Consider the following 22,082-nt stretch of genomic DNA (forward strand, 5'->3'; position numbering starts at 1 on the left):
GTCGCCCATAGATTCAGAACCTTCAGGACGATGCAACTGTAATGTTAGCGCGTTCGCAAATTTCACGACATCCTGCCGATGCACACTCTGCTCTTATATGTGCATGAGCTGCTTGTAGTATCTGCAGATGGTACGCGCGGCGAGGCAACGGAGCTTCGCCGTTGCGGCCAGTCTGGTCCACCAAGCCATAGCCTAGCCGCCCTCAGAACAGCCGCTGCGAGTAGCAAGAAGCTCATAAGTAGTGTCTGACCTTCCTGGGCAAGTATCGATACAGGATGAAATTGCACGCCGTAGGTCGGCTCATAGCGATGGGCGAGGGCCATGCAACGACGTATCAGACATGTGCCTGCTGCTAGCATTTCCGCCAATTGGCCGAAATATCAAGTTCGATTTCGCGCGACACCTCGACGATTTTTTCTGGATGATGGCCATTCTCGAACAGTGCGTATTTGAACGCTTGGGCGCGGTTCACGAATAGGCCGCCAAATATGCCGTTCTGTTCGCGGGCAACCCAGTTGCCGTGGCGATTCTTGCCGATAAAGACAGTTGACGTTGCGGGGCTGCACGAAGGAGGTTCGACGAGCTTCATCTTCGTAATCCTTCTACGACTTTCGAACGGTAGGCCCCTCAGCTCCTTTCCTGGTCATCTCAGCAATCGGCGTGCCAACAGCGGAATCTGATGTGCGTCCTGCTTGACGAAAGAAATACACTTGGTCGCCACGGATCCTGTATCACTTTTGTCGGCTTTCCGACATCACATTGTTCGATCTGAGATGGATAGTACGACGAAGATGCGGGAAGACGATGCCAGTCGCCCCGAGGTCTTGCAGCTTTGCTAGAGCGTTGAGCAAGATGAAGCCGAGGCCTGATAGACGGCGAGAAAATGTCTGGTGAGCCTGTCGTAGCGCATTGCGATAGCGGTAAGCGGCAAGGAGACCGTCTGGCGGTGGGGGTGAGCGATCGGCTATGGGCTGCTGAGTTTGTGAGCCGATGTGAGCTTCTATGTCTGTGCCCTTCCATATAATCGAAGCGGTCGCCGACCGCCTTGAGAGGGCGTCGCGGCAGCTTCGCCGACGTTGGTCGGACGAGTTCAAGGCGCAAGTCGTGACAGAGGCGCTGGAGCCTGGCGCGAGCGTATCGGCGATCGCCCGCCGGATCGGCATTCAACCGTAGCAGTTGTTCGCCTGGCGCCGTGATGCTCGGGCCGAGCGGCATTGTCGCTTGGGGGTACTCGAGTTGCGAGGGTGTGGTGGCATCTGTGGCAGGCGCGGTGATCGAGATTGCCATTGGCGAGGTCATCGTGCGCGCCGGCATGGATGTCGACGAGGCGCACTTGCAATGGGTGATCCGGGCGATCCGTTCGGCATGGTCCCCTCCGGCGTGAAGGTGTTCCTGGCCAGCCATCTGGTCGACTTCCGCAAGGGTATCGATGGCCTTGTTGCGCTTGTGCGCGATGCGGGCTCAGATCTGTTCTTATTTGTCGGACGAGATTATGTGGCGGAGGCGCCCTAACGCCAGCCAGGGTCGGCCCACGGCTGGATTCCTCCGCCACATAATAATCGAATGCTGGCCAGCAGCTGCAGGATGGTTCGGCCGGAAGCGCGCGCTGCGGTCGCCTGAGACGCCCGCCTTCTCGAGTCCGCGACGCATCATCTCGACATCCGCAGCGGCGTATCGGTGGGTGGCGACCTGAGCATGGCCAAGCCAGGCCTGGATCGTCAGGAGGTCCATGCCTGACCGGAGGAGCTTCATGGCGAGGGAGTGCCTGAAGATGTGCGGCGATATCGGCTTGACCTCCAAGCTTGGCCTCGTGGACCCGGCCTGGGAGGCGCACGCCGTACGATGTGTGTCGCGCCGAAACGCGTCAGGCGCTCGTTGTGGACCCCGACGAAGATCGGCCGCGGTTCATGATGGGCGAGGCCGCGTTCGCGCAACAGGTACGTCAGCGATCCCACCAGATCCTTAGAGTCTGACTCAAAATTCATGACTTGACGTTGGCCAATCTGGCGATGCGGCGCACCAGTTGTCGAGTTGACGCGATAAGGAGCCATGCTTCAGCCGAGGTGACGGAGGCCTCCCAATCTTTGGCGAGACGTCGGCAGCGGTTGAGCCATGCCAATGTGCGTTCGACGACCCAGCGTCGGGCAACAATAACGAAGCCTTTTGCGTCATCTGGGCGTTTGACAATTTCAATCGTGGGCCCGTCGATTTTCCGGAGCGCGTTTTCAAGCTTTTCGCCGGCGTAGCCGCCGTCAGCAAACAAGTGTGTAATAGTCGGATAGTTCGCACACGCCAAAGTGACGACGGCCGGCGCGCCGTCCCGATCCTGAACATTGGCCGGGTGCACGATGGCGCTCAGCAAATTTCCTTGTGTATCGGTGACGATGTGGCGCTTGCGACCTTTGATCTTCTTGCCCGCATCAAAGCCGCGTGGCCCTCCGCTCTCGGCCGTCTTGACCGATTGACTGTCGATGATCGCCGCCGTTGGTTGCGGCTCCGTCCAGCAAGCCTACGCGCGATTTCAACCAGGGCTTCATTGATCAAATCCAACACCCCACTGTCGCGCAGGCCGTAAAAATAGTACTGGACCGTCGTGAAGGGAGGAAAATCCTTCGGCAAAAGCGCCCATTGGCATCCCGTCGTCGCAATGTACTGGATCGCATCCCATACCGATCGCATGCAGGTCTTGCGCGGTCGCCCGACCTTGCTCGGCCCTGGTATCAACAGCTCGATCAAGGCCCATTCAGCATCCGTACAATCGCTTGCATAACGGAACGATCGTCTGTCATGCTGACAGCGGGTGATTTCGGTCCAGGTCATCTGCCTTTCCGATGGCTTCGAACACCTTCGAAGAATCACAACCTGCTGAAATCACCCAACTTTAATTTCCGGTCGGCCTCTTAGGAATGGGAACGACGCGATCTCGGCGTCCCTTGTCGTGAAGCAGCACCTGCGGGCGCCCCCGCTCCAACTGAAGGTCGTTCGCGTCGACGATCGGAGTTGAACGCGCCTTTCTCGACGGAGGCACCGCATGGGCGAACACCCTTCTTCTGCCGCCGCTCCTAGAGTCGTACAGTTGCACTTCCGTCGTCGGTTGACAAAGCAGCGCAACGCCAAGGGAATGGTGGTGGCGGTAGGATGTCGATGGACGCGAGACTGAGCCATCGCTCGATCTCCGCAAGCGGCATCGCGGCTGACGCCATCGACGATGCAACCTTTATGGCGACGTGGGCTTATGCCGCTGCCTGCGGTGCGCCTGCGGGCTGCCTTCCGGTTCCAGGCGAGCAGCTCGTGCAGCTGATGGCTCGTAGTTCGCCCGGACACGATGCGCTCCAGCGCGTCGTTCAGGTAGTCCTGCGGACCGTGTTCATGGAGTTTTGCCGTCTATGCCGACTGCCGAACTATGCCGAACGGTTTTGGGAGGAGACCGTCGTTTGCGCGTACTTGCGGCTGGTCGAGCGGTCGTCGTTCCGGTTCCATTCGGCATGGTCTGGCGTCTTACAGCGCTTCAAGGAAGGCGAGCAGGCGGTACTTGGTTGGAAGCGGGTTCGCTCGCGACGCTCGTACGGCTTGACACACGCATCCCCGTGCCGCGGGCTCTCACTAAGTCGCGCGTGGCCATCTCCCTAAGCTTCTTAAGCCTTACGCAGCACTGATATTATCGATTCGTGGTCTCGTTAAGCTTCGATATGCAACACAGCTTGAATGCGCTGGTTCGCGGATGCTGCCGATAGCCCGCCTGCAACGCCAACCCTTTTTAACTTGCTCGTCATCCAATGCTGTCACAGTCGTCGATGGGGCGCCAAGCGCGAACTCCGTCTCAGTTTCAAATCGTTCACTCATCGAGCATCACAATCATGACGCGTACGAGCCTACCACGCCACTTGTCGGGCACAGTGTGACTTCCGAAGCTATTTATGCGCGCTCCAGACCATCGTGATCGCCCAAGGCAGGTGCACGTTGGCGCAGGTGACCACCGTGTTCGAGATTAAGTCGTCTATGTTGTCGAAGAGTATGAATGATCGGCGGAGGCGCAACGACAGCAAATGCCAGTCAGGGGAGGATACCCGAGGACGGTTCCAGCTCGTTGGATTAGCCAAAGGACATTATTCGCCGCAAGCTGCCGCAGTCGCGTCGACTACACCACTACCCAATATAAACTATATCATTTGGCAGGATGTCGAACTCAATATTTCTCACCAAAGTAGGTAGTTCCGAGATCCATTATTGATGCCTATCATTGGTTGGCAGCTCGCCCTAGGTTATGATGCAGCTCATTACGAAAGGAGAATGTCCAGCAATGAAAAGCGTAGTCAATCCGTTGAACGTCTCTCGTTTCCTTCAAGTATATGATGATGCCGCCCTTCAAAAGGGAATCCATCTTTCGATAGGGTTCGATTTTCACGAGTATGTCTCAATCGCACGGGCCACTCCAACAAAGGGGCACACATATCCAACTTTCCGGCCAGATCGCTCGCCGATCAAATCAGGCGAGGGATTTTGGATCCTGGGCGTCGATAAGGACAACGAAGTCGCGCTCTTAGAGGCTGCTCGCCTGTATGATCTTTCAAACAGCAATTTTGCAGAACATCTTCAATCTTTGAAGGTGTTTTACGGTGATCCCACAGAACATGCACACCCTCATGATCGCTGTAGTTGCACAGCACCAAGCGCGAAAAGGATGACCGGGAAAATAGCCTTCTTTGGGGATCGTTGGGTGCGCAAAGACTTTAGAGGACAGGGCATGCCCAAGATCATGGCAGGAATAGATCGCGGCGTGTGTTTTGCCATGTGGGCTCCGGACTTCGTGTGTGGATTTGCAACGCGTCAGCTACTGGATAAGGGTGCCGTTTACGGATACGCTCATCGTGAGCCCGGCGGGTCGATATTGCAGCTGGTAGAAGACGATATTGTGGACGACGAGTGGCTCGTTTGGCAAACCGGCCAGGAGTTGAGGAGCCTTATTGATGGCAGAAGTGAGCTGAATTCAGCCTGGTGAATATCGCCGGCATGACCGCCAGTACTCAAGCTTCGTGCACCGTCGCTTAAGACGCGGATGAACGGTTCGTGTTCGTCAATCTTCCGATGCTCCGCCTCGGGAACCATCTCGGCGTAACGGTTTCGCCTCAATTTCCTTTACCTGCGGGCGACGTCACCCTGCCAGTTGACAGCAGGTCACCGCCGCTTGGGCTCATGCCTCCCCACAGCGGGAAGGAGGCTCGTCACATTCGTCCTTTCTCAATGCATTCCAGACATATGCCCCTCCGATTTCTCGGAGTGAGGCGCACTATAGGTGATGTTGGCCAGCCAGATCTGGTTCGGAGCCGCGGCGATGAAGTTGCGGTCGAGCAGATTCGGGGCGATCGGCAGGTCGTGGCAGCTGTCGGTGGTCCGCACCCGGCGGGGCCGCGCCATGACGGCCCTGATGCCGTGACACCGCGTCAACCGCTCGACGCGACCACGGCTCGCCCCGCGGCCCTGAGCGTTCAACTCGACATGGATACGCGGGCTGCCATAACGCCCGCACGTGTCGCGGTGGACCTGCCTGATGTCCTCGACGAGGTCGCGATCGGCAGCAGATCGTCGGCTCTCTGGGCGCGAGCGCCAGGCATAATAGCCGGTGGGCTGCCCGACAGGACGATCTCCGTGTGCGCGAGGACAATACCTTGCCGCCAGAGATGTTGTTGCCTGGTGCAAGACACAGCCAGGAGGTGAAGTGCTTGGCGACCTGTTTGGTCTTGATGCGTGGCTTGATAGCTTTCCGGTCGGCTTCGCGCCTTTATTGGTCAGTGCCGCGATCAGAACCTCGAGCTTGCGGTCGCAGTCCAGCATCTTCGCCTGGCAGACTTCGTAGAGTTCCAGCGATTGGGTTAGCGCGAAGACATGTTCGTGCCGGTCGTTGCCCACCAGTGCCGCACGGATCGTATCGAGGGATGAATGGCATCGCACGTCCCGATAGGTGCCAAGACGTCAGGATTCCGCTCGCCTGTAACAATGACTTGGATAATCCGAATACCGGCTGCGCCGGTGATATCCGAGACCACATGATGGAGCTGCGGGATTCATTTGCATCAGGGCCTTCTGCATATGCTGGATATGGGCGGCGGCATATTCCACCAGCCGCTCCCGTTGGCGCAGATACGCGCGCAGGGTTGCGATCTCGGCATCAGGTCGGAAGCTGCCGCGTAACAGGCCATAGGAATGAAGCTGGCGCAACCACGCGGCATCGCTGACATCGGTCTTGCGCCCGGGCACGTTCTTGGCGGACCGCGCATTGACCAGAATCACCTCAAATCCACGCTGCTCCAGGATTTCGTAGACCGGGATCCAATAGACCCCCGTGGATTCCATCGCTACACTCGTCACGCCGCACGCTTTGAACCGGTCCGCCAGCTCGTGCAGGTCTCGCGTGAATGTGCCGAACGAGCGCACAGGCACGTCGATGCAAGCGGGGTCACCGCAGCCATTTGCATCGTTGATCCGATGTCGATGGCGCCGGCCCCGGCATTGACCGGCCTAAGTTCTGGGCGGTCGCCGGCCGTCCTCTTCTTGGGCATTGCAATACTCCGTTCAATGATGAGCAGGAGGGGTCGGGCTATGCCAATCGTTCTTAATCGGGATCGTCATTAGGGCGACGCACTCTCAAGTTCGCATGCACCCATGGACCACGTTTTTTAACGGGGATTGTGCCTCCAATAATCGAACGGCCGCTACCCTCCCAGCGGCCAAGGATAGCACAAGGCTGTTTCTACGCCGCACAGGCGCGCCACTGTACTGGACAGTTTTTTAAAATGTCGCGCTCCATGCGCAGCCGCTCGTTCTTTCGCTGCAAACGCGCGATCTCTGTGGTCCGCCGACGGCAGGGTCGCCTGCGTTGTGGGGCGCCGCGTCGCCGCCGTCGGCTCAAGCCGGGCCCCTCGCTGCTCCACATACCGCTGCAGCACGGAATCGCGCAGGCCAAGCTCCTTGGCGGCAGATCCGATCGAGCGTCCTCCGCAGGTAAAGTCACTCACCCGTATTGGCAACTATCTTCCCTCACTACCTTCCGAGGTAGGTGCCGGGAGCTTGGGGACGAGCTACGTTCGCTCACGAAAGTGAACTGTTGGCCAGCAAGTATGTTTAATGAAGGACTCGAGCTTTGTCCCGAAGAAGAAGCGCCCGATCGCCGGTTCAGCGAATGTGCTGGCCTCAGCGGATGAGGTGCCGATGTCCGGTGGGGCGTGATGGGTAGGCATAGCGGCAACGGAGCTACCTGAATTTGGCCCTAGTCTCGGTGGCAATGCCCCTGGATCTGGAGGCTTGCAGCGAGCGCCGTACGCGACCCGTGGTCGTCCCCGCCTTTGAGACTTCTTGGATATCAGCTCGTCTTACCGAGTCAGAAAGTCGCGGGCCTATTTGAGGTGAATCAGCTACCCGGAAGACTCAGGTGAGAGGATTTTGAAACGAGTAGCCGAATCGAGGATGAAAGTGAAGGGCGATTTACGGCTTATGTGGACGGGTTGGTGAGCGTCATCGGGCATGCAGATCAGGCGAAGCCGCTACGTGATTACTGTGTCGGCGTGATGTTGCCTGGTGAGCGCAAGAGCGTAGAGCCGATGGCGGCGATCACCTCGCCGGAGCGCACAGCAACCCAGCATCAATCGCTGCTCCATTTCGTGGGCACGGGCGGATGGTCAGGCGAGAGGTCTTGGGCAAGGTTCGGCAGATGGTGCAGCCGAAGATTGAGCGGCACGGCCCGATTGAAGCTTGGATCATCGATGACACTGGCCTTGCTAAGAAAGGCCGACGTTTGATCGACGTGGCACGTCAATATTGCGGTCAACTTGGCGAGCAAGACATTTGCCAAGTGGCGGTTTCGCTGTCGATCGCCAATCACCATGCGAGCTTTTCGATCGCCCATCGTTTGTATTTATCCCAGAGCTGGGCCGAGGAGGAGGAACGTCGAAAGGCCGGTGCGCCCAAGGATGTTAGCTTCACGACCAAGCCCGAGATCGCGCTGGAGCAAATCCGATTGGTCTATGGAACGAACATTGAGCGTGGCATGGTACTGAATGCCGGATATGGCGCGGAATTGCGCTATGTTGCGGGCATCTTGCCGAAGACGTCCGTGTGGCCGCCCGGCATGGGATCGCTCGCGCATTATGAAGGCCGCGGTTGGCGCGGCTTCAACTACCACGCCACGTTATGCATTGCCGCCTACGGTTTCCTGATCTCCCGAAAGGGAGACGATTCTCTCCTCACGACCTTATCGGCCTGCGCGCGTCAAAGAATTTGCATTTTCAAAAATCAAAAGCCCCGCGGCGCTCCCACTCAGAACCGAGCGTCACTTGCCGCATTCGATCGCCACCATCCGGCGGCGCCTCGCGAGCATTGGTTAGGAGGCTACGTAGATGCCCATGCTGCGTAATCCAAGTCGAGGCCCATGCGCCGTCATGAGCACGGTGCTAAGCGAGTTCATTTCGAGGCCGAATTTGTCTACGTTGGCGAGTGAGACGAGAGGATCGATATGCGGTGACCGGCGTTGCAAGCGCGATATTCGCTGTGGGTTTGCCTCATCTTATATTCACCGGACGAACTTCTCCCGTTACAGCCCCGAGCATCGGGATGCGGATGAGATTGTAGGCGGCGGCCGACAGCACGAAGCGGCATTCGACCAGCGCCCGTCCACAACAGCGTGTCTTACGCGACCCGCCGACGGTCTTCATTCGGCCGAAGGGTTCTTCGGTCCGCTTACGGTTGATCGTGCTGATAGGATAATCGGGGTGGCGGGTGGTGTCTCCGTCGATCGCCGAGCAGCGGTTCGTATTGTTCTCCGAGACATGCGGCGAGCGGCCATGTTCGCGGCGGCCGGCCACGAATTTGGCGGTATCGCAGTTCTTGTTGGCACGCACCGTGCTATTGGGCCTGACGTTTTCCTCGATCAGATCGAGTGCGGCCTCGCGCTCTGCCGTGTCGTTAACCTCGATCACGCGCACATCGGCGATAAGCCGCTTGCGGTTCTCCGTCATCAGATCTCGCTCGTAGGGGAGCTTTGGCTCCTTGCCCGCTCCGTTGCGGAACAGCCGGGCACCGGGGTACGTAGTCGACAAACGCGTGTCGTTCTTGCGCTTTTTGCCATGGAAGTCGCGTTCGGTGCTGCCGCCGCCCTAGCGATCACGCGAGGGCGGACCACCGCCGCTCTTCGGCACAAGAATCAAAGTGTCATCGAACGAGAAGTGTTCGCTGGAGAGCAAGCCCTTGACCTGCGGCAGGCTCAGGGCGTTCACAAAGAACTTGGCCGCGATATCATCATTAAGCGGCCGATCTCTGTTCTTGCGCAACAACATAGCGTTCCACACCGGCTCATGCGACGACCGCCCGACAAACCAACGGAACGGCAGGTTGTAGTCGAGTTGCTCCTGCTCCCGCTCCGAGCGCAGCCTATAGAAGGCCCGCAACGATCGCTCCCGCGGAACCGACATCCGATCATCACGGGCGTGCCGCTGATTAAAGGCCCGCGACAACCCGGCGAGCGCCTGATCGCTCAGCGTACGGATCGTGCCCAGCGCACGATTCGTTCGAACGCGCCATTCAAGCCGCACATAGCTGAAAACTCCTTCCGTTCGCATAATCCTTCCGCGCCCCGCATCGCGCGCCTCAGTCTAAGGGATTCAAACCGATGCACAGAATCACACTCGGACCGTTACGCAAAACGGCTCTTTCGGCAGCTTAGTTGTGCCCTTTAGGAACGGGCCAGACGATCAATGCTCCCTTGTCAGTAGTAAACACGACGAAGGAAACGGCAATGCTTAGTACGAAGAAGGCGCACACGATGGTCGACAAGATCTTTGATCGCAGCAACGCCATGTACGTCAAAACTGTGCCACGAAAAGGTCGCGGCGTATTCGCAAATATTGCGTTCAAGGTTGGAGATGTAATTGAACGCGCTCCAACGTGGGGATTTGATGATACTCAAGCTGAGCTGCTAGATCGTACGGAAATCTTCGAGTACTACTTCGCGCGGCACGATAGGCATCTCAAGGGGCCTCCTCTGACAGGATACGTTGTTTTCGGTTTTCTCTCGATAGTGAACCACTCTTTTAACCCAAATGCACGAATAGTGTGGACGGATGAAGACTCCGGCGCGTGGGCGAGCATTGTGGCGATAAAGGACATAGAGGTGGATGAGGAAATAACACACTGCTATGCGAATATCTCCGCTTATCCTCATAGTATCAACTTCATTGACTAAGTGTAGAGATCGTTGACTGTGTCGACCTAGCGTAAGCGTCCGAATCCTGCACGACTTTCCGAGAGTGCGTTGTCGTTCCATATCGGGTTCCTTGCTGCATTGTAGGATCTCCGGTGGGTACGGAATATTTCAAGAACGAAGCACGTCGCTCCTTTTGGTCGGTACACGTTGAAGCGTGGCGGCGAAGCGGTCTCAGCAAGCGCAAATATTGTCGTCGGCACCGTCTCAGTGGCGGCACATTCGATCGCTGGCTGCGGCACCTGGTTGACGCCGAGACGTTGAAAATGCGTGCGGAATTGCGTCGCGAGGAACGTCGGGAGCGGCTCCGCAAGAAGCGGGCTCCAGTGTCGAAGGACCTCCGCTGCAGAGCCGTGCAAGCGTTCTGGGCGATGCACGTTGAAGCGATGAGGTGGTGCGGTCTGAGCATGCAAACATACGCCCGGGCACATGGCATATCGCAGCACAGCCTGAGGCGATGGCGCGATTTGATCGACGCCAATGAGGTTGAAATCGACTGGCGGACGCACCTTCATCCGAGTGCCCGCCCACTGTTAAGCACTAGTGCTAAGACTAGTGCTAAGGATGGCGCGGCTGAATCCCGCTTGACAGCGACGCCGAATGACGATCCTCCGACACCTGGGAAGCAGAACCGCCGCAGCTTCACCGACGAGGAAAAGCTCGCCATCGTGTTGGAGACCGAACGACCTGGGGAGACCGTATCGTCGGCTGCACGACGGCACGGTGTTGTCACTAGCATGTTGTTCCGCTGGGGAGCCGAGCTTGGATTCGGCAGGGGCAAGCGCGCCAAGCTGGTGCCGGTTGCGGTAGCCGGTGCAAGCTTCGCCGTGCCATCGACGCCGGTTGTTCTGCACGATCTGTTGCAGCCGCCCGACGGCATGACGGTCATCGAATTGGACGATGGGCGTCGCGTCTTCGCACCGGTCGGCAGCGATCCGGATACAGTCCGTCGCCACGTCATTGAGCGAGAGACCACCCGATGATGATCGTGCCAGCCGGCGTGAAAGTGCATCTGGCTTTGGGGTATACCGACATGCGCAAGGGCCTGGATGGCCTCGCCGCGCTCGTTCAGGAACACCTCAAGAAGGATCCGTTCTCGGGCCATCTGTTTGCCTTCCGAGGCAAGAAGGCAAGCACGCTGAAGATCCTGTTCTGGGACGGCAACGGGCTTTGCCTGTTCAGCAAGAGGCTCGATCAGGGCGGCTTCATCTGGCCGAGAATGAGCGATCCCGGCGGCACCGTGACACTGTCCCCGGCGCAGCTTGCCATGCTGATCGAAGGCATCGATTGGCGCACACCCGAGCGTCGATGGCGTCCGGCCATCGCGGGTTGAATCGCAAAAACCCGCATAGAATATAGCGAAGTTGCTTCGTCGAATCAGCGTGTCCGAGTAGAATCGGTCATGCAGCTCGACCTCGAAAATCTGCCATCGGATACTGCGCTTCTGCATCGCCTGGTGCGCGACATTGCCTCGGTCATCGCGCATCGGAACAGCGAGATCCAGCGTCTCCAGGCGATCATCAAACAGCTTCAGCGCGCACAATTTGGGCGCCGTTCCGAGCGTCTCGACGCCGATCGGCTCGCGCTCGGCCTTGAAGATCTCGACATCGATTTGGCAACCGTGGAGGCGGATCAGGGCCTGGCGGCGACGTCCGCGCCGTGCCTGGATACACAGCCGAAGCGTAAATCGCTGCCCGAACATTTGCCCCGCGAAGAGGTCGTTTTGAGCGTCGATCGCGACCTCTGCGCGTGCTGCGGCGGCGCGTTGCATGCGATCGGCGAAAGCGTCAGCGAGATGCTGGATTGGGTACCGGCGCAGCTGCGCATCGTGCGGATCACACGCCCGAAATATGCCTGCCGTACCTGCAACAAGGTCGTGCAAGCGACGGCGCCGGAGCGGCCGATCGCCGGCGGGCTTGCCACGCCAGCCCTGCTCGCTCAGGTGCTGGTCAGCAAATATTGCGATCACACCCCGCTCTGCCGACAGTCTCAAGTCTTCGCGCGCCATGGCGTTGACTTGCCGCGCTCGACGCTGGCCGGCTGGGTCGGCGGCGCGTGCTGGTGGTTCGAGGCCCTGCACGATCGATTGTGCAAAAACGTGTTCGAATCCGACCATCTGTTCGCCGATGATACGCCGATTCCGGTGCTGGATCCGGGCCGGGGCCGCACCAAAACCGGACGACTGTGGGTGTACGCCCGCGATCAACGGAGCTGGGCTGGGCCTGAGCCGCCGGCTGCGGTCTATGTGTTCGCGCCCGACCGGAAAGCGGAGCGCCCGACAGCGCATCTGACGCACTTCAAGGGCGTTCTGCACGTCGACGGTTACGCCGGATTCGAGCGACTGACCGGCGCCGGAACCATCACTCTCGCCGCATGTTGGGCGCACACCAGGCGCAAGTTCTACGAGGTTGCGCAAGCCGAGGACACGCCCATCGCGCACGAGGCTTTGCGCCGTATCGCCAGCCTCTATGCTGTCGAAGCGCAGGTGCGCGGTCAATCGCCGGCGCATCGGCTGGCGACGCGGCGCGCACTCGCCAAGCCGATCATTGACAACCTTCGCCTTTGGCTCGAGGTGCAGCTCCCTCAATTGCCCGGCCGCGGCAATCTCGCCGAAGCGATCCGGTATGCGCTGTCGCGCTGGGATGGATTGACCCGCTTCCTCCATGATGGCCGCATCGAACTCGACACGAACCCCGTCGAGCGGGCGATCCGCCCTGTGGCGCTCGGCCGCAAGAACCATCTCTTTGCCGGTAGCGACGGTGGCGGAGAACGATGGGCAATCCTCTGTTCGCTGATCGAAACGTGCAAGCTCAACGACGTCGAGCCTTACGCATACCTGCGCGACGTGCTGCAGCGCTTGGTCGACGGACATCCCGTCAACCGCCTCGACGAACTTCTGCCGTGGAACTGGAGCTCCGCTGGCTCTGCCAACGCCTGAGCAAAGCCAGACTCTCGCTAAACGACGAACATGAGACCGCGGGTGATTGCAATTGTCGTCCTTTGTAACGATATTACATGACGTTCCGACATTGCAATGTGATTGGGTTATTGAGGTGACGCAGTCTTCCAGAAACGAGGCGGATGCAAAGCTGCTCTCCGAAGCTATTGCGGCGCTTCGTGAGTTGGTCTCACACGCGCGAGACGCCACCGATCGGTCGTTCGACGACGGCCATTCGGTTGATGCCTGGAAGAGCGACGAGCTCAGTGGCGCGATAGAGCGCGCCGAAGCAGTGATCGCGAAGGCGAAAGCCGCCACCGCTGAGTCCGGCGCAGAGTAGGAGCTCGCCGCGTCGGCGCATTGCCAACCGAGACCACGAGACTCGTCAAGACACGACGTCATGTGCAGCCCCCGGACGCATACGACCTAGCAGACTGCTGAAGAACTCAGTCGCGTTCGCAAACGAAGCCTGAATCGTCGCCGTTGTGTATGTAAAAGTGGCCGACCAACTTGCCGGCAGTGCCAAATCGCCAGTGAACAAGCCTCTAAGAGTCTGACTCAAAATTCATGACTTGACGTTGGCCAATCTGGCGATGCGGCGCACCAGTTGTCGAGTTGACGCGATAAGGAGCCATGCTTCAGCCGAGGTGACGGAGGCCTCCCAATCTTTGGCGAGACGTCGGCAGCGGTTGAGCCATGCCAATGTGCGTTCGACGACCCAGCGTCGGGCAACAATAACGAAGCCTTTTGCGTCATCTGGGCGTTTGACAATTTCAATCGTGGGCCCGTCGATTTTCCGGAGCGCGTTTTCAAGCTTTTCGCCGGCGTAGCCGCCGTCAGCAAACAAGTGTGTAATAGTCGGATAGTTCGCACACGCCAAAGTGACGACGGCCGGCGCGCCGTCCCGATCCTGAACATTGGCCGGGTGCACGATGGCGCTCAGCAAATTTCCTTGTGTATCGGTGACGATGTGGCGCTTGCGACCTTTGATCTTCTTGCCCGCATCAAAGCCGCGTGGCCCTCCGCTCTCGGCCGTCTTGACCGATTGACTGTCGATGATCGCCGCCGTTGGTTGCGGCTCCGTCCAGCAAGCCTACGCGCGATTTCAACCAGGGCTTCATTGATCAAATCCAACACCCCACTGTCGCGCAGGCCGTAAAAATAGTACTGGACCGTCGTGAAGGGAGGAAAATCCTTCGGCAAAAGCGCCCATTGGCATCCCGTCGTCGCAATGTACTGGATCGCATCCCATACCGATCGCATGCAGGTCTTGCGCGGTCGCCCGACCTTGCTCGGCCCTGGTATCAACAGCTCGATCAAGGCCCATTCAGCATCCGTACAATCGCTTGCATAACGGAACGATCGTCTGTCATGCTGACAGCGGGTGATTTCGGTCCAGGTCATCTGCCTCTCCGATGGCTTCGAACACCTTCGAAGAATCACAACCTGCTGAAATCACCCAACTTTAATTTCCGGTCGGCCTCTAAGCGATCGAGCGGGAGTTCTGTTTTTGGGATTTGAGGCCGTTTTGAGATTGCAGGATTTGAAGCTTAAGCGCCGCAAACCTTGCAGATTCGTCCCCTTCGCCGTTAACCGTTCTTGTGTGGCCGCTTGGGGGGACGATGCGGCCCAAGAAGCGCAAGACGACGGGATCGAACGATCTGTTGCGGGCACGGCTGGACCAGATCATCAACGTGAAGCACGAACTGGATCTGCTTGCCGGCAAGATCGACCGGGACTGGATCGACGAAGGGATCGCCCCACTCTACAGCGAGAACGGCAGGCCGGGAATCGAGACCCGCTCCATGATCGGGCTGTTGCTTGCTCAAGCACATTCATGAGTTGTCCGATGAGGGGGTGGCGAGCGCTGGGTCCACGATCCGTAGTTCCAGTGTTTCACTGGCGAAGAGTTTTTCCAGCACATTTTTCCCGCACGAGCGCTCAGGCCTGAGCCATTGGCGCAAGCGGATCGGCGACAAGCTGGAGAACTTGTTGGCCGAGAGCCTTCGGGTGGCTGACCCGCCACCGAGTTTTCATCCAGCAGCCGTTAGAGTCTCGGAGTTTTGTACGCCAAGTGGCGCGGGTGGAGCAACGGACGATCGGTGGAGCTGGTCGGGATTGCGCAGCTGATAGTCCGTTGCGGTGAGGTGGGCGGCATAAGCCGCGGGGGCCAGGTATTTCTGCGACGAATGGGGGCGCTGGAGATTGTAGTCGGCGACCCAGGCGGCGATCTTGGCGCGGGCCTCGTCGAGATCGAAGAACAGGATCTCGTTGAGCAGCTCATCGCGCATCAGGTCGTTGAAACGTACGCATACGACGAAGCTTACGATTACCCACAATTTTTGAGGTGCACCTGAGCCGAAAAACTTGATTCGCCAGAATCGCTTGTGAGTCTTTGATGGGCAGCTGATTCGAGAACAGGTGCTCTATGGGACTGACTTCTCGGCGCATCCCCAAAAGCAACTCTCGAAGATTAGACGGAAAACCCAAACGTACACGACATGCGGAATATTGATGCATTCGAGCCTTGCGGTGACCCTCGAGGGGTTTCCACTGGCTCAGTGCCGTGAAGTTCTGGACCAGAAAGAAATTCAGAGGGGGCGCTGCGCTCAGGCGCGAGGTCAACCTGACACGGATCCCCGTCGAAACCAAGGAGAGCATTCGGTGGCTGGAGAACCTCAAGCAATCCACGGAGCTTTTCGAGAAGCCATCGCAGTGCATCCATATCGGTGATCGTGAGGCCGATATTTATGAATTGTTTTGCGCCGCCCAAGAGGTTGGAACGCATTTCTTGGTAAGGACCTGCGTCAATCGCCTGGCAGGCGATGGCGATCATACCGTGCAACGATGATGGACGAGGTCGTGGTCAAAGGTCTCCACCGGATCGAAGTCCAGGATAGCAAGGGCAATCCAGACCAGGCTGTTCTTGAAATCCGGTATCGTAAAATCCGTATTCTGCCACCGATAGGCAAGCAGTCGCGGTATCCAGCTTTGACTTTGACAGTGATCCACGCTGATGAAAGAAGAGCGCCAAAGAACAGAAAGAAGATTGAATGGAAACTCCTGACCGATCTTCCTGTGCAATCGCGCGGGGATGCGATCGAGAAACTCGAATGGTATTCCCTGCGATGGAAGATCGAGGTCTTCCACAAGATACTCAAATTCGGCTGTAGGGCAGAGGACTCGCAACTGCGGACTGCTCAGCGATTTGACGAATCTGATCTCGGTTTTCTGCATTGTGATCTGGCGCATTTTTTGGATGACGATGCTTAATCGTTCAGCGCCAAATGCCTCACCGGAATTTGTGCTGACCAAAGCTGAAATCCAATTGCTTGATCGGCTCGTCAAAGACAAGAATCCAGTCAGCACACAAGATCGCATTATCTCATCAAGACCGCCAGGCTCGGCGGCTATCTCCGCGCCAACGATCCGCCACCAGGGAATCTGATCATGTGGCGCGGATTATCGCGATTCATCGATATCGCAACGGGAGCGAAACTCTGACTCAAAAATGTGGGTAATCGTAAGCGCCGTCGGACTGATACGTTGAAACTCTCGACGAAGCCGTTCTGCATCGTAAGCGCTGTTCAGCGGCCACCTACCGGATGACGAGGCGATCTGCGAGTCTGCGGTTCGGTTTCGACCGTTAGGCTTAGAATGGACACAGTGCATACTGCTATCACGGAGCCGGTGCGGCGGCTTGAGGTCTTCACCGGAGCCGGTCGTCGGCGGAAGTGGAGTGACGAAGACAAGGCGCGGATCGTCGCGGAGATCGTGGCGACTGGCGACTCGGTGTGTTCTGTGGCCCGACGGCATGGATTGTCGCCGCAGCAGCTGTTTGGCTGGCGACGCCAATTGCGAGAAGCAGCAGGCGGTCATTCCCAAGAGGACGAGGTTCAGTTTGTGCCGGCGGTGGTGGACGCCGTGGTGCCGGCGCCGACTGCTCACCGGGAGCGTAAAGCGGTGCGCGAGGCAGAGAGCGGGATCATCGAGATTGAAGTCGACGGCATCACGATCCGAGCCGGTCGTGGAGCGGACACCGGGATGATTGCGTCGATCGTCCAGGCGCTGAAGGCGAGCCGGTGATCGGTCCGTCAGGCGCGGTCCGGGTGATGGTGGCGACCAAACCGGTAGACTTCCGCAAGGGCATGGAGGGTCTTGCGACCCTGGTGCGCGAGAGCATGGGTGCAGATCCATTCTCGGGAGCTGTCTATGTGTTCCGGGCCAAGCGGGCGGACCGGATCAAGCTGGTGTTCTGGGATGGAACGGGCCTGTGCCTGTTCGCCAAGAGGCTTGAGGATGGGATCTTCCGCTGGCCGAAGATCGAGGACGGTGTGATGCGCCTGTCAGCGGCGCAATTGTCGGCGCTGCTGGAAGGACTCGACTGGCGGCTTGTGCATGAGGCACGGGAGACGCCGGCGCCAGCGCAGCCCGGATAGCTGGTGGCAGTGCTGCGGCGAAGTGAATCAGGAGCGCCGAACGCGTCGCCAGATGGCGGCGAATATGCTCTGATTTGGGTGTGAGCGACGCCCTGCCTGACGATCTCGATACGCTGAAAGCGATGCTGCTTGCCGAGCGGTGCGAGAGCGAACGGCTGCGTCAGATCATCAAGGAAATGCAGCGACACCGGTTTGGCCGGCGGGCGGAGACGTTGCCCGAAGATCAGATGCTGCTGGGCCTGGAAGACCTCGAGCAAGTCGCCGCGTACGGCGAGACGGCACAGGACGTCAGTGCACCTGAAGGCCGTGATGCGCGAGCTCGCAAGCGCCGCGGCAACCGTGGCGCGTTGCCGGCGCACCTGCCGCGGATCGAGGTCGTCGTCGATATCGAGGACAAGACCTGTCCCTGCTGCCAAGGCGAGTTGCACCGGATCGGTGAGGACAGAAGCGAGCGGCTGGATCTGGTCCCCGCGCAGTTCCGGATTCTCGTGACCCGGCGGCCCAAATACGCCTGGCGGGCCTGCGAGGATGGGGTCATCCAGGCGCCAGCCCCGGCTCGGCTGATCGAGGGCGGATTGCCGACCGAGGCTACCGTCGCCCAGGTGCTGGTCTCCAAATATGCCGATCACCTGCCGCTCTACCGGCAGGCGCAGATTTACGCCCGCCAGGGCATTGAGCTCGATCGTTCAACGTTGGCGGACTGGGTGGGACAGGCAGCCTTCCACCTGCGTCCGTTGCATGAGCGCCTCCTCGGCAAGCTCAGGCAACGGCCAAAGCTGTTCGCCGACGAGACGACAATGCCGGTGCTTGATCCCGGCCGCGGGCGCACCAAGACCGGTCAGCTCTGGGCCTATGCGGCGGACGACCGACCATGGGGCGGCGTCGATCCGCCGGGCGTCGCCTATGTCTATGCCCCCGATCGCAAAGCCGATCGACCGATCGTTCATCTCGTAGGCTTCAAGGGGATCCTGCAGGTCGACGGCTATGCCGGCTACGCCAAACTCGCTGAGCGGGGCGACGTTGAGCTTGCGTTCTGTTGGGCGCACATGCGCCGCAACTTCTATGAGCTCGCAACACCTGGCCCGGCACCCATCGCGAGCGAGGCGCTCAAGCACATCGCCGAGTTCTACGCGATTGAGAAGGACATCCGCGGCCGCAGCGCCGAGGAGCGTCGCCTCATCCGACAGCAGAAAAGCCGACCGCTTGCCGATACCTTCCAGAAGTGGCTACACGCAAAACTCGCCCTGATCAGTCAGAAGGGCAAGCTCGCCGACGCCATCCGCTATGCGCTCTCACGCTGGGAGGGTCTGACGCGCTTCATCGATGATGGCCGTATTGAGCTCGACAACAACGCCGTCGAACGTTCGATCCGTCCGATCACGCTCAACCGGAAAAATGCGCTGTTCGCAGGCTCCGACGGCGGTGCCGAGCACTGGGCCATCATCGCCTCCCTGGTCGAAACCTGTAAGCTGAATGACGTCGATCCGCTTGCTTACCTGACCGACGCGCTCACCAGCATCGTCAACGGCCATCCAAACCGCGACATCAACCAGCTACTGCCCTGGGCTTACCGCGCTCAAGCCCTCAAAGCCGTGGCCTGAGAACGACGCTTACTCTGCATCGGCTTTCCCGGTGCAATGAAGTGCCAAACGATAGCTGAGTCCTTGCACCAGCCGAGCATGGCGTTGCCAGGTGAACTCGATGCCATGGTCGGACACGATCATTCCTGGCTTGCGGCGTCGCTCGACGATTGCCGTCAGTTCGCGGGCCACGCGTCGCCCCGAGATCGACGTCTTCGGAATGGCGCCCAGGCATTTCATGGTAACGTCGTCGACGATGTTGAGGATGCCGAAGCGTCGGCCATTGGCGAACTGGTCGTGAACAAGGTCCAGCGAACAGCGTGCGTTGGGCTGGGCCTCCACTAGGATCGGGGCACGGGTCCCCAGGGCCTTGCGGCGAGCCCGCCGCTTGTGGACGGTGAGCCCTTCCTCGCGATAGAGCCGGTAGATCCGATTTATCCCCGACGGCTCGCCCTCCCGCCGCAGCAGGACGAACAGTCGGCGGTAGCCAAAACATCGCCGCTCGTTCGCGAGGTCACGCAGCCGGCCACGGAGAGCCGCGTCCGGAGGACGGTTGGAGCGAGAGCGGATCACCTTCCGATCCGCGCCCACGATCGAGCAGGCCCGCCGTGTCAACGGGCAGCGAACTTTCCGTAAGAATGGGCTTCCAAATTTCCCTAGGTGACGGTGATTGTGGTTCGGGGATCAGCCGCTATCGGGATCGTTATTGGTCCTTCCGGGTGGGCGGCCGCGGCGCTTGGGCTGCGGCGGGTTTGTGAGCGGGCGCGAGCGGACGTTTTCCGGTACGAGGGCAGCGTGCTGGCGAAGCCGATAGCTCGATCCCTCGATTTGGATAACAACTGCGTGGTGAAGCAGGCGATCAAGCAATGCTGTGGCGACGACGGCATCACCAAAGACCTCGCCCCATTCGGCGAAGCCGCGGTTCGAAGTGAGGATCATCGCGCCTTTTTCATAGCGGGCGTTGACCAACTGGAAGAACAGATTGCCGCCGCCGGGCACGACCGGGAGGTAACCGATCTCGTCGACGACAAGGAGGGAGGCGCGGGCGAGGAACCGCAGGCGCTCGCGCAAGTGCCTTCGCGTTCGGCTTTTGCGAGGGTGGTGACGATGTCGGCGAGCGTGGCGAACGCGACGCTCTTTCCCGCCTTGACGGCCTCGACCGCGAGCGCCGTCGCGAGATGGCTCTTGCCGGTGCCGGGTGGCCCAAGCAGATGGACCACCTCGGCGCGGTCGATGAACTTCAATTCGGCAAGCGCCAGGATGCGATTGCGATCGAGCGAGGGCTGGAATGCGAAGTCGAAGCCGGCGAGCGTTTTGACGGTGGTCAGGCGAGACATTCTCAGCGCGGTGCTGACACGGCGATTGTCGCGCAACGTCAGCTCCTCGACAAGCAGCTGATCGAGCGCCTCAATCCAGGTGACCTCACCCTGTTCGACTCGCCGCAGCGTAGTGTCCAATATTTCCAGCGCACGTGGCATCCTGAGTGCGACCAGGCTTTTCTTGACGCTGTCGATCGCTGCCGGTTGCGTGTGGATGGTCATGGCCGGCCTCCCGAGTGGGCGAGCCGTTTGCCGACAGCTTGGTAAAACTCCAACGACCGTCGTGGGATGTGATCGCCGGCCCGACCGACGAGGGCTTCGGACACGCCAGGTCGCGACCTGGATCGGTTGACGGCCTGGCGATGCTCGGGGGCGACGCGAGTTCGCCGGCGGCCTTCCAGAACGGGATGGACGGCGACGATTTCGCCTTGGTCGAGAATGCGGATTACATCAGGCAATTGCTGCACTTCGACAATGCGCCGCGTACGGTCTGGTACGCTGTAATAGTTGCCGCCGATCGACACGAGCCCGTCGTGGCTGACACGGCGCTCGAGTTTGAGCAGCGCGTCGAACGGCCCTGCCGGCAACGCCTGCAGCTCGGGTCTTTCGGCGGCAAACGCCTCAGCGACGACTTTCTGCGTGGTGCCATGCACGCGTACGTTCGCAACCGTCGCGAGCCAGTCATCGAGCTGGGTGTTGAGATCGTCGAGATTGCGGAAGCTGCGCGCGAGGAAGAAGTCCTGCCGGATGTAGCTGAACGGACGCTCGACCTTGCCCTTGGTCTTGGCGCGGTACGGCCGGCAGGCCCTCGGATGGAAGCCGTAATGTTGTGCGAGCGCCAGGAGCGACCGGTTATAGACGATGTGACCATCGCCGTCCTCGCCCGTCACGGCCGTCTTCATGCGGTCGTAAAGGATCTCGATCGGGACACCGCCGATGACCGCAAAAGCCTGTATGTGGCAGCGCAGCAGCGTCTGCAGGTCCTGATGCATGACGAAGCGGGCGAAGATGAACCGCGAATGGCCGAGCACCATCGAGAACAGCCAAATGATCCGTGTCACACCGGGCTCGTCGGTGAAGATGGTCACGAAGCGAGCAAAGTCCACTTGCGCCTGCTTCCCGGCAGGCGTCTCAAATCGCACCTCAAAGGGTTTAGGTGCGTTGTCGGGACGGATCGCAGCCGCGAAGCGTTTCACGGCCGTGTAGGCGCCGGTGTAGCCACGCTCGCGAAGCTCGCGCGTTAACCGGATGGCACTCAAGTCGGGGAATGCGGCGATGCGCTCGCGCAAATAGTCCAGATAGGGTGCGAGTTTGTTCGGCCGGCCAGCCTGGCGAGGGCCATAGGCGGGTGGCTCGAGACCACGCGCGATGTATTTGCGGATCGTTTTCGGGTCGCGCCCCGTGCGCCGGGCAATCGCGCTAATCGACAAGCCCTGACGGTGAAGGTCCAAAATCACGATGAGATCTCCAAGCTGGATCATCCGTTCCGCCCCCGAGATCACTTCGGGACAGGATCGGATGCGGAAAGCCTGAAGGGGCCGCAGCGCTCCGGTATGT

21 protein-coding genes and 7 pseudogenes are annotated in these 22,082 nt (G+C 59.5%); 15 read left to right on the plus strand and 13 right to left on the minus strand.

What is annotated here, in order from left to right:
* Positions 1-62 precede the first annotated feature (62 nt).
* Both P6U30_RS10610 and P6U30_RS10615 read right to left on the minus strand, forming a co-directional pair.
* A complete protein-coding gene (locus P6U30_RS10610; protein WP_407169124.1) occupies positions 63-359 on the minus strand; it encodes a glutamine amidotransferase-related protein in 297 nt (98 codons plus the stop codon).
* The gene (locus P6U30_RS10615) at positions 353-589 is read right to left on the minus strand and encodes a hypothetical protein (protein WP_407169125.1); all 237 of its coding nucleotides are present in this window, start codon (positions 587-589) and stop codon (positions 353-355) included. The genes P6U30_RS10610 and P6U30_RS10615 overlap by 7 nt, the downstream gene beginning before the upstream one ends.
* Positions 590-1,002: 413 nt before the next feature.
* Between P6U30_RS10615 and P6U30_RS10620 the strand changes: the two genes are divergently transcribed.
* Together P6U30_RS10620 and tnpB (P6U30_RS10625) are read left to right on the plus strand one after the other, a co-directional pair.
* Positions 1,003-1,173 carry a transposase gene (locus P6U30_RS10620; protein WP_407169126.1) on the plus strand — a complete coding sequence of 57 codons (171 nt, stop codon included), beginning with the start codon at positions 1,003-1,005 and terminating at the stop codon, positions 1,171-1,173.
* A gap of 165 nt (positions 1,174-1,338) precedes the next feature.
* Positions 1,339-1,512: an IS66 family insertion sequence element accessory protein TnpB gene (gene tnpB, locus P6U30_RS10625; protein WP_407170682.1), complete on the plus strand. Its 174-nt coding sequence runs from the start codon at positions 1,339-1,341 to the stop codon at positions 1,510-1,512.
* On the opposite strand, the gene P6U30_RS10630 is transcribed toward tnpB (P6U30_RS10625), so the two are convergent.
* Together P6U30_RS10630 and P6U30_RS10635 are read right to left on the minus strand one after the other, a co-directional pair.
* On the minus strand, positions 1,474-1,752 hold the full coding sequence (locus tag P6U30_RS10630) for a hypothetical protein (RefSeq protein ID WP_407170419.1): 279 nt from the start codon (positions 1,750-1,752) through the stop codon (positions 1,474-1,476). The two genes, tnpB (P6U30_RS10625) and P6U30_RS10630, sit on opposite strands and share 39 nt — an antisense overlap.
* A gap of 229 nt (positions 1,753-1,981) precedes the next feature.
* Positions 1,982-2,820, minus strand: a protein-coding gene (locus P6U30_RS10635; RefSeq protein WP_407169127.1) for an IS5 family transposase whose coding sequence is annotated in 2 segments (ribosomal slippage) — positions 1,982-2,499 and positions 2,499-2,820 — 840 coding nt in all. Because the reading frame shifts where the segments join, the coding sequence is not laid out codon by codon here.
* A 1,480-nt stretch (positions 2,821-4,300) separates the two neighbouring features.
* Between P6U30_RS10635 and P6U30_RS10640 the strand changes: the two genes are divergently transcribed.
* Positions 4,301-4,999 (plus strand): hypothetical protein, encoded by a 699-nt coding sequence (locus P6U30_RS10640; RefSeq protein WP_407169128.1) that lies wholly within the window; start codon positions 4,301-4,303, stop codon positions 4,997-4,999.
* 290 nt (positions 5,000-5,289) lie between these two features.
* Here the strand turns inward: P6U30_RS10640 and P6U30_RS10645 are convergent.
* The 3 genes and pseudogenes from P6U30_RS10645 to P6U30_RS10655 form a co-directional block, all read right to left on the minus strand.
* A pseudogene (locus P6U30_RS10645) lies at positions 5,290-5,622 on the minus strand (IS3 family transposase); the annotation flags it as partial.
* Between the two features lie 37 nt (positions 5,623-5,659).
* A pseudogene (locus tag P6U30_RS10650) lies at positions 5,660-5,755 on the minus strand (hypothetical protein); the annotation flags it as partial.
* 215 nt (positions 5,756-5,970) lie between these two features.
* The gene (locus P6U30_RS10655; protein ID WP_407169129.1) at positions 5,971-6,432 is read right to left on the minus strand and encodes a transposase; all 462 of its coding nucleotides are present in this window, start codon (positions 6,430-6,432) and stop codon (positions 5,971-5,973) included.
* A 1,130-nt stretch (positions 6,433-7,562) separates the two neighbouring features.
* Between P6U30_RS10655 and P6U30_RS10660 the strand changes: the two are divergent.
* Positions 7,563-8,407: pseudogene (locus P6U30_RS10660) on the plus strand (transposase).
* 145 nt (positions 8,408-8,552) lie between these two features.
* Here P6U30_RS10660 and P6U30_RS10665 read toward each other — a convergent pair.
* Positions 8,553-9,608, minus strand: a pseudogene (locus P6U30_RS10665) (transposase).
* A gap of 203 nt (positions 9,609-9,811) precedes the next feature.
* Between P6U30_RS10665 and P6U30_RS10670 the strand changes: the two are divergent.
* The 5 genes from P6U30_RS10670 (at position 9,812) to P6U30_RS10690 (ending at position 13,527) form a co-directional block, all read left to right on the plus strand.
* On the plus strand, positions 9,812-10,231 hold the full coding sequence (locus P6U30_RS10670; RefSeq protein WP_407169130.1) for an SET domain-containing protein-lysine N-methyltransferase: 420 nt from the start codon (positions 9,812-9,814) through the stop codon (positions 10,229-10,231).
* A 113-nt stretch (positions 10,232-10,344) separates the two neighbouring features.
* On the plus strand, positions 10,345-11,232 hold the full coding sequence (gene tnpA, locus P6U30_RS10675) for an IS66 family insertion sequence element accessory protein TnpA (protein ID WP_407169131.1): 888 nt from the start codon (positions 10,345-10,347) through the stop codon (positions 11,230-11,232).
* Positions 11,229-11,582 (plus strand): IS66 family insertion sequence element accessory protein TnpB, encoded by a 354-nt coding sequence (gene tnpB / locus P6U30_RS10680; RefSeq protein ID WP_074124987.1) that lies wholly within the window; start codon positions 11,229-11,231, stop codon positions 11,580-11,582. Before tnpA (P6U30_RS10675) ends, tnpB (P6U30_RS10680) begins: the two co-directional genes overlap by 4 nt.
* A gap of 69 nt (positions 11,583-11,651) precedes the next feature.
* Positions 11,652-13,187, plus strand: a complete 1,536-nt coding sequence (tnpC, locus tag P6U30_RS10685) for an IS66 family transposase (protein WP_407169132.1) — start codon at positions 11,652-11,654, stop codon at positions 13,185-13,187.
* A gap of 46 nt (positions 13,188-13,233) precedes the next feature.
* On the plus strand, positions 13,234-13,527 hold the full coding sequence (locus tag P6U30_RS10690; protein WP_407169133.1) for a hypothetical protein: 294 nt from the start codon (positions 13,234-13,236) through the stop codon (positions 13,525-13,527).
* Positions 13,528-13,752: 225 nt separating this feature from the next.
* Here the strand turns inward: P6U30_RS10690 and P6U30_RS10695 are convergent.
* A protein-coding gene (locus tag P6U30_RS10695) for an IS5 family transposase (protein WP_407169127.1) occupies positions 13,753-14,591 on the minus strand; the annotation gives its coding sequence in 2 pieces (ribosomal slippage) (positions 13,753-14,270 and positions 14,270-14,591; 840 coding nt in all).
* 218 nt (positions 14,592-14,809) lie between these two features.
* Between P6U30_RS10695 and P6U30_RS10700 the strand changes: the two are divergent.
* Positions 14,810-15,203: pseudogene (locus P6U30_RS10700) on the plus strand (transposase); the annotation flags it as partial.
* Between the two features lie 17 nt (positions 15,204-15,220).
* On the opposite strand, the pseudogene P6U30_RS10705 reads toward P6U30_RS10700, so the two are convergent.
* A pseudogene (locus tag P6U30_RS10705) lies at positions 15,221-15,499 on the minus strand (transposase); the annotation flags it as partial.
* A 254-nt stretch (positions 15,500-15,753) separates the two neighbouring features.
* On the opposite strand from P6U30_RS10705, the gene P6U30_RS10710 reads away from it, so the two are divergent.
* From P6U30_RS10710 to tnpC (P6U30_RS10730), 5 genes are all read left to right on the plus strand, one after another.
* Positions 15,754-16,038 (plus strand): hypothetical protein, encoded by a 285-nt coding sequence (locus P6U30_RS10710; protein ID WP_407169134.1) that lies wholly within the window; start codon positions 15,754-15,756, stop codon positions 16,036-16,038.
* Positions 16,038-16,460: a hypothetical protein gene (locus P6U30_RS10715; RefSeq protein ID WP_407169135.1), complete on the plus strand. Its 423-nt coding sequence runs from the start codon at positions 16,038-16,040 to the stop codon at positions 16,458-16,460. Before P6U30_RS10710 ends, P6U30_RS10715 begins: the two co-directional genes overlap by 1 nt.
* Positions 16,461-16,844: 384 nt before the next feature.
* Entirely contained in the window at positions 16,845-17,273 is a 429-nt protein-coding gene (gene tnpA / locus P6U30_RS10720) for an IS66-like element accessory protein TnpA (RefSeq protein WP_407169136.1), read from the plus strand.
* Complete coding sequence (tnpB, locus tag P6U30_RS10725; RefSeq protein WP_122404971.1) at positions 17,270-17,626, plus strand: IS66 family insertion sequence element accessory protein TnpB; 357 nt, start codon at positions 17,270-17,272, stop codon at positions 17,624-17,626. Before tnpA (P6U30_RS10720) ends, tnpB (P6U30_RS10725) begins: the two co-directional genes overlap by 4 nt.
* A 122-nt stretch (positions 17,627-17,748) precedes the next feature.
* The gene (tnpC, locus tag P6U30_RS10730) at positions 17,749-19,227 is read left to right on the plus strand and encodes an IS66 family transposase (RefSeq protein WP_407169137.1); all 1,479 of its coding nucleotides are present in this window, start codon (positions 17,749-17,751) and stop codon (positions 19,225-19,227) included.
* A 9-nt stretch (positions 19,228-19,236) separates the two neighbouring features.
* Here tnpC (P6U30_RS10730) and P6U30_RS10735 read toward each other — a convergent pair whose 3' ends face one another.
* The 3 genes and pseudogenes from P6U30_RS10735 to istA all read right to left on the minus strand — a co-directional run bounded on the left by P6U30_RS10735 (position 19,237) and on the right by istA (position 22,006).
* Positions 19,237-19,779, minus strand: coding sequence for a DDE-type integrase/transposase/recombinase (locus P6U30_RS10735; RefSeq protein ID WP_407169138.1), 543 nt, complete (start codon positions 19,777-19,779; stop codon positions 19,237-19,239).
* 111 nt (positions 19,780-19,890) lie between these two features.
* Positions 19,891-20,747, minus strand: a pseudogene (gene istB / locus P6U30_RS10740) (IS21-like element helper ATPase IstB).
* Complete coding sequence (gene istA, locus P6U30_RS10745) at positions 20,744-22,006, minus strand: IS21 family transposase (protein WP_407169139.1); 1,263 nt, start codon at positions 22,004-22,006, stop codon at positions 20,744-20,746. The pseudogene istB and the gene istA overlap by 4 nt, the downstream one beginning before the upstream one ends.
* Positions 22,007-22,082: the final 76 nt, after the last annotated feature.

It is taken from the genome of Bradyrhizobium sp. ORS 111, assembly GCF_045571485.1.
Taxonomy (GTDB): Bacteria; Pseudomonadota; Alphaproteobacteria; order Rhizobiales; family Xanthobacteraceae; genus Bradyrhizobium.

Bases quoted from the DNA above. Each gene is read 5' to 3' on its own strand.
- P6U30_RS10610 (WP_407169124.1), bottom strand. From the start codon at position 359: ATGCTAGCAGCAGGCACATGTCTGATACGTCGTTGCATGGCCCTCGCC.
- P6U30_RS10615 (WP_407169125.1), bottom strand. From the start codon at position 589: ATGAAGCTCGTCGAACCTCCTTCGTGCAGCCCCGCAACGTCAACTGTC.
- P6U30_RS10620 (WP_407169126.1), top strand. From the start codon at position 1,003: ATGTCTGTGCCCTTCCATATAATCGAAGCGGTCGCCGACCGCCTTGAG.
- tnpB (WP_407170682.1), top strand. From the start codon at position 1,339: ATGGGTGATCCGGGCGATCCGTTCGGCATGGTCCCCTCCGGCGTGAAG.
- P6U30_RS10630 (WP_407170419.1), bottom strand. From the start codon at position 1,752: ATGAAGCTCCTCCGGTCAGGCATGGACCTCCTGACGATCCAGGCCTGG.
- P6U30_RS10640 (WP_407169128.1), top strand. From the start codon at position 4,301: ATGAAAAGCGTAGTCAATCCGTTGAACGTCTCTCGTTTCCTTCAAGTA.
- P6U30_RS10670 (WP_407169130.1), top strand. From the start codon at position 9,812: ATGGTCGACAAGATCTTTGATCGCAGCAACGCCATGTACGTCAAAACT.
- tnpB (WP_074124987.1), top strand. From the start codon at position 11,229: ATGATGATCGTGCCAGCCGGCGTGAAAGTGCATCTGGCTTTGGGGTAT.
- tnpC (WP_407169132.1), top strand. From the start codon at position 11,652: ATGCAGCTCGACCTCGAAAATCTGCCATCGGATACTGCGCTTCTGCAT.
- P6U30_RS10715 (WP_407169135.1), top strand. From the start codon at position 16,038: ATGGACGAGGTCGTGGTCAAAGGTCTCCACCGGATCGAAGTCCAGGAT.
- tnpA (WP_407169136.1), top strand. From the start codon at position 16,845: ATGGACACAGTGCATACTGCTATCACGGAGCCGGTGCGGCGGCTTGAG.
- tnpC (WP_407169137.1), top strand. From the start codon at position 17,749: ATGCTGCTTGCCGAGCGGTGCGAGAGCGAACGGCTGCGTCAGATCATC.
- istA (WP_407169139.1), bottom strand. From the start codon at position 22,006: ATGATCCAGCTTGGAGATCTCATCGTGATTTTGGACCTTCACCGTCAG.